The organism is Polaromonas sp. P1_G4 (genome assembly GCF_056405475.1).
Window position 1 is genome coordinate 1 of record NZ_JBFUCA010000279.1, and the last position, 5,600, is coordinate 5,600.

Annotated in this window: 7 protein-coding genes; all 7 read left to right on the forward strand. The window is 64.8% G+C overall.

The features are described from left to right. Nucleotides 1-946, forward strand: a 946-nt coding sequence (locus AC1D1X_RS14305; RefSeq protein WP_477698506.1) for a M14 family zinc carboxypeptidase, incomplete at its 5' end; no start/stop codon positions are given. Between the two features lies 1 nt (nucleotide 947). Continuing rightward, entirely contained in the window at nucleotides 948-1,700 is a 753-nt protein-coding gene (locus tag AC1D1X_RS14310; protein WP_477671475.1) for an alpha/beta fold hydrolase, read from the forward strand. A gap of 149 nt (nucleotides 1,701-1,849) precedes the next feature. After that, a complete protein-coding gene (locus AC1D1X_RS14315) occupies nucleotides 1,850-2,299 on the forward strand; it encodes a hypothetical protein (RefSeq protein WP_477698507.1) in 450 nt (149 codons plus the stop codon). A 165-nt stretch (nucleotides 2,300-2,464) separates the two neighbouring features. Beyond that, on the forward strand, nucleotides 2,465-3,253 hold the full coding sequence (locus tag AC1D1X_RS14320) for a c-type cytochrome (protein WP_477671473.1): 789 nt from the start codon (nucleotides 2,465-2,467) through the stop codon (nucleotides 3,251-3,253). Continuing rightward, a complete protein-coding gene (locus tag AC1D1X_RS14325; protein WP_477671472.1) occupies nucleotides 3,250-4,536 on the forward strand; it encodes a c-type cytochrome in 1,287 nt (428 codons plus the stop codon). The genes AC1D1X_RS14320 and AC1D1X_RS14325 overlap by 4 nt, the downstream gene beginning before the upstream one ends. A gap of 194 nt (nucleotides 4,537-4,730) precedes the next feature. Continuing rightward, nucleotides 4,731-5,306, forward strand: coding sequence for a DUF4166 domain-containing protein (locus AC1D1X_RS14330; RefSeq protein WP_477671471.1), 576 nt, complete (start codon nucleotides 4,731-4,733; stop codon nucleotides 5,304-5,306). Nucleotides 5,307-5,336: 30 nt separating this feature from the next. Continuing rightward, nucleotides 5,337-5,600: hypothetical protein (locus AC1D1X_RS14335; RefSeq protein ID WP_477698508.1), on the forward strand; the 264-nt coding region annotated here is incomplete at its 3' end.

A 5,600-nucleotide genomic window follows, 5' to 3' on the forward strand; every position in this document is an offset into this window, starting at 1 on the left:
GGCCGTTGCGGCCGAAGCGCATACTGCCGGCCCGTCTTTTCCCCTGTATGTGGCGGGCATCGGCTCCCGCGATCCGGCGGCGCCCGCGGTGGGCTTCTTCGGCGGCATCCATGGACTGGAACGCATCGGCACGCAGCTGGTTTTGCATTACATGCGGGCGTTGCTGTTTCGCCTGGAGTGGGACGATCTGCTGCACCGGCAACTCGAAAAGATCCGGCTGGTGTTCATGCCCATCGTGAATCCCGGCGGCATGTGGGCGCACAAGCGCGCCAACCCCCAGGGCGTGGACCTGATGCGCAACGCCCCCCACAAGGCCGACGCCCGTGTGCCTTTCCTGGCCGGCGGGCAAACCGTGAGCCCCCAGCTTCCCTGGTACTGCGGAAGGCCGGGCATGCCGATGGAAGTGGAAAGCGCGGCCGTATTGCAAGTGGTGCGGGAACAACTGGCCAGCCGGCCCTTCAGCCTGGCACTGGACTGCCATTCGGGCTACGGCTTTGAGGACAGCCTGTGGTTTCCGTACGCCAGGACGCGCCGGCTGATGCCGCACCTGCCGGAGATGTTTGCACTGCGGACCATGCTGGAGCAATCGCACCCGCACCACGCCTACAGCTTTGAGCCGCAAAGCAACCAGTACCTGCTGCACGGCGACCTTTGGGACCATGCCTATGATCGCGCCCCGGCGGAGAACATCTTTTTGCCGATGACGCTGGAGCTGGGCTCGTGGTTATGGATACGCAAGAACCCGCGCCAGCTGTTTTCGCGCCATGGAATTTTCAACCCCATCAAGGCCCACCGCACACGGCGTGTACTGCGCCGCCATGCAGACCTGCTGGATTTCCTGACACGCGCCGCATTCTCCRCACCGCGCTGGCTGCCTTCGGGCGACCAGCGCGTGCAGCTCGCACGGCTTGCCGCAGCGCACTGGCGCCCGCGCAGGGTGTTGTGACATGACCTGGGTGTTGCTCAGGGGCCTGACCCGCGAAGCGCGGCACTGGGGCGGCTTTGCACCGCAGCTTGCCGCAACATTGCCTGCCGCCGAAGCAAGCCAGACTGTGGCGCTTGACCTTCCGGGCAACGGCGTCTTTCACCGCGGCACCTCACCGCGCTCGGTGCGCGGCATGACAGACTTTGCACGGGCACAGCTATTGGCCAGCGGCCTGCAGCCTCCCTATCGGCTGGTGGCGATGTCACTGGGCGCGATGGTGGCGGCCGACTGGGCGCTGCAGTACCCGGGCGAAGTCTCGCGGCTGGTGCTGGTCAACACCAGCATGCGTCCCCACGGCCGGGTGACCGAACGCCTGCGCCCGGCCAACTGGCTGCCGCTGGCCTTGCTGGCTTTGCGCTGGGGCGATACAGACAGCGCCGAACGCATCATCCACCGGCTGACCTGCAACAACACCGCGTCGCGCGATGAAGACCTGGCCACGTGGACCCGTATCCGCCGGGATGCGCCCGTCAGCGCCGCCAATGCCTGGCGCCAGCTGGGGGCCGCAGCGGCTTTCAGCATTACCGCGCCGCCGACCTGCCCCACCCTGCTGCTGTCTTCGGCGGCCGACCACCTGGTGAACCCGCGCTGCACCTCTCGCCTGGCGAAAGCCTGGCAGGCCGCGCACCACGAACACCCTTGGGCCGGGCATGACCTGCCGCACGACGATCCCGGCTGGGTGTGCCGGCACATCGCAGACTGGCTAAACAGTTAATTTGCTATATTTTTGATAGCTGCTTTCGCCCGTCCATAAACGGCTTCAGGCACTTTTCCCCTAAGAAAAGCGGGTCTTGGCCGCAGGCAGCTGCCGGGTCCTGGAGCACTCAGGCAAAATCCAGCCTTGTCTATACAAGACAAAGCGCCATGAACAAGCCCACCCACCCAGCGACCGGCACCACGCCACCCGGCCCGACGGCCCAGGATGCCGTGGAGGCTACCGGCGCCAGCTTGCAGGGCGCGCCGGCAGACGCACCTTCTGTACRCAACAAGCGCCTGTGGGTACTGGCGCTCGGCACGGCCGCGGCCTGGCACCTGGATCCGGCGTTTGGTGAAATGGCGGAAATGATCGGCATGATTGCCTGCGCCGGCAACAAGACGCTGGCCAGGGACGCCATCATGCAGATGCGGGCGAAAGCCGACGCGCTGCGCGCGCAGATTCCCCCCTTGCCGGGCAGCGCATTGACCAAGGTGGTGCGGCGCGCTGAAGCAGCCTGCGGTGCAGTGCTGGACAAAGGCGTGCGTGTGAAGGAAGTGCAGACCAGCTGGGACCATTTTCTGGCCTGTGTCCGCGCGCTGCAAGACCCCCGCAGGTAGGGCGGCAAGCCCGGCTGCCGTCAGCCGTGCGGCCCCCGCCAGGGACTTTTGCAACGGGTCCACCGCGCCCAGCGTCCCGTCAATTTCACCGTTTTTCATCTGATATGTTTTTTGGGAGCGCAACTGATGCTGACACCGGCCGCCCATGTGCGGCATGATGGCCCCATGAACCCTAGATTTTTCCTACGCTTTTGCAAGCGTGTGCTGGCCACGCGGCTGTTGTGGGCCGGCCTTGCATTTGCCATGGCGGGTGCCGCCCAGGCAGCCCCGCCGCCGTTTGAAGACACCATCGCGCAGCGCACCATGGCCTGCACGGCCTGCCACGGGCCGCAGGGCCGGGCTGCACCCGACGGCTACTACCCGCGCCTGGCGGGAAAACCGGCGGGCTACCTGTACAACCAGCTGCTGAACTTTCGCGACGGGCGCCGCCACTACGGCCTCATGACGCAGCTGATCGAACCGCTCAGCGACACCTACCTGATGGAGATCGCGCAATACTTCTCCCAGCTCGAAGTCCCCTATCCCGCACCCCTGCCCGCTGCCGCATCACCCGAGGCCATGCGCCATGGACAGCAGTTGGCCATGCAGGGCGACGCCGCGCGCCGGCTGCCGGCCTGCGTGCAGTGCCACGGCCAGGCCATGACCGGCGTGGCGCCTGCCATTCCAGGCCTGCTGGGGCTGCCGCGTGACTACCTCAATGCACAGCTGGGCGCCTGGAAGGCCGGCCAGCGCCGCGCGCACGCGCCGGACTGCATGAAAAATGTAGTGGAAAAACTCACCCTGGAAGACATCAATGCCGTCGCCAGCTGGGTGGCGGCGCAGCCCCTGCCGGCAAGCACCAAACCAGCCACCACGCTGCCCGCGCTCGCACCCGGCGCTGTGGCCATCACCTGCGGGAGCGCAGCAGACATGCCCGCTGTACCGACTTTGCCCACCAGGAAACCGCAAAAATGAAGACCCTCCTCAAATGGGCGGTGGGCCTTTCCACCCTGGCAGCCGCCGCGGTTTTGCTGGTATGGGCCCTGAATGTGCGCGACGAAGTCGACGTGAAGGCGCCTGTGGCTAACGCGGCCCCCAGCGACAGCCTGATTGCCCGGGGCGCCTACCTGGCGCGCGCCGGCAATTGCCAGACCTGCCACACCGTGCAAGGCGGCCAGGCCTATGCGGGCGGGCGCGGCATTGCTACGCCGTTTGGCACAGTGTTCACGTCCAACCTCACGCCCGACGACAAAACCGGCATCGGCAGCTGGTCATCCGCCCATTTCTGGCGCGCCATGCACAACGGCCGCTCCAAAAACGGCCGCCTGCTCTACCCGGCCTTCCCCTACACCAGCTACACGCAGGTCACGCGCGAAGACTCGGATGCGCTGTTTGCCTACCTGCGTAGCATGCCCGCTGCGGTGCAGCCCAACCAATCCCATGCGCTGCGCTTTCCTTACCAGTCGCAGGCAGCGCTTGCGGTGTGGCGCGCCCTGTACTTCAGCCCCGGTGTGTACCAACCGGACACCGCACGCAGCGCCGACTGGAATCGCGGCGCCTACCTGGTCAAGGGCCTGGGTCATTGTGCGGCCTGCCACACCGCACGCAATGCGCTGGGCGCCAGCGACGCGGGGCTGGACCTGGCCGGCGGGCTGATCCCCATGCAGAACTGGTATGCGCCCTCATTGACCTCGCCGTATGAAGCGGGCGTGAGCGACTGGGACAGGCAACACATCGTGAGCCTTCTGAAAAACGGCGTTTCACCACGCGCCTCGGTCACCGGCCCCATGGCTGAAGTCGTCCAGCGCAGCACGCAGTATTTGAGCGATGCCGACCTCGGCGCGATGGCGCAGTTCCTCAAAGAGCTGCCGCCCTCGCACACCACGCCCCCCGAGCCGGCCACCATCAAGACGCAGGGCGAGTCGGTGGAACGCGCCGCCAAACTCTATGAACAGCACTGCGCCCAGTGCCACGGTGCCAAGGGCGAAGGCATCGCCAATGCCTACCCGGCGCTGGCAGGCAACCGCGCCGTGACCATGAGCCAGGCCGTGAACCTGGTGCAGATCGTGCTGAATGGCGGCTACGCCCCGGCCACYGCCGGCAACCCTCGCCCCTTTGGCATGCCGCCCTTCGTGCTGGTGCTGAACGACGCCGACATGGCGCTGGTGCTGACGCATGTCCGACAGTCATGGGGCAATAGGGCGAGTGAAATCACGCCGGTGGAAGTGAACCGGATACGGGCGAATACGGGGCGGTAGACGGATCACTGCGCTTCGTTGCGAAGCGGGGCGCAATGGTCGTCCTTTGAAGACAACAGGACCCGAGCCGCCAGCGCCCTTCATCTGGAGGACAGCGGCYTGCCAGCTACACACCTAAAATCACCTGCAGTGTGCAGCCCCCCCCTTCTGTTGATCCGGTTCATGGCGGAACTGCACCGCAACCGAAAGAGCGCATGTCAGCAGTCGTTGAAACCTGGTTTGGTGAGGCCTTCGCACAACTGCACCCGTTGCTCCAGGAACTTCATCGGTCTGGAGGCATGCTCTCTGGCACAGTCGAGGTTCGCCTGGGCACCGGCCTTGCAGGTTGGGCAGGCCGGCGGCTTGCGCAAAAACTTGGTGTCCCGCCTTGCGACGGGACTGCATCGATGAGCGTTTCCATTTTCAGCACTGACACCGAGCTTCACTGGAACCGTACCTTCAATAAAACCTCCACGTTTGCCTCAACCTTCACGCCGACAGGTCGTTATCCATCGGGTTACTGGGTCGAGTCATCGGGCCTGCTTCGCCTCAAGCTGGGTGTTTCCATTGTCAATGGCGGCTGGGTCTGGCGGCCCATCGGGGGCCGGCTAGCGGGCGTTCCCTTCCCTCTTTGGCTCCTGCCTCGCACGGCCGCATCGAAGTGCATCGACAACGGTCAGTATCAGTTCAAAGTAGAAGTCGGCCTCCCATTGCTCGGTACAGTGCTCTCCTATAGCGGGTACCTGGCGCCTGAATTTCCCCGTGACCCGACAAAAGCCAGGCATGGATAACACGTCCATCAGCAGCAACCATCAGGCACCATGGCACTCCAACGCAATGTTCAACAGCAGAATGCCGCCGTCAAGGCTCAGATCGARCACGCGGCTGCACTCCAATCCTCATTGCAGGCTTGGCTTCATACGGTTCTTCTTTCGCACGGGCTTAAGCCTGCGTCCGGCCTATTGGTACAGCTCCATGAAATCCCCGAACAGGAAGGGAACCTGATGGCAGGCGTCTGGCTGACCGATACGTCGGAGTTCTGGGAATTCGAAGCCATGCTCTCGCGCGCCAATGGAGCGTTACTC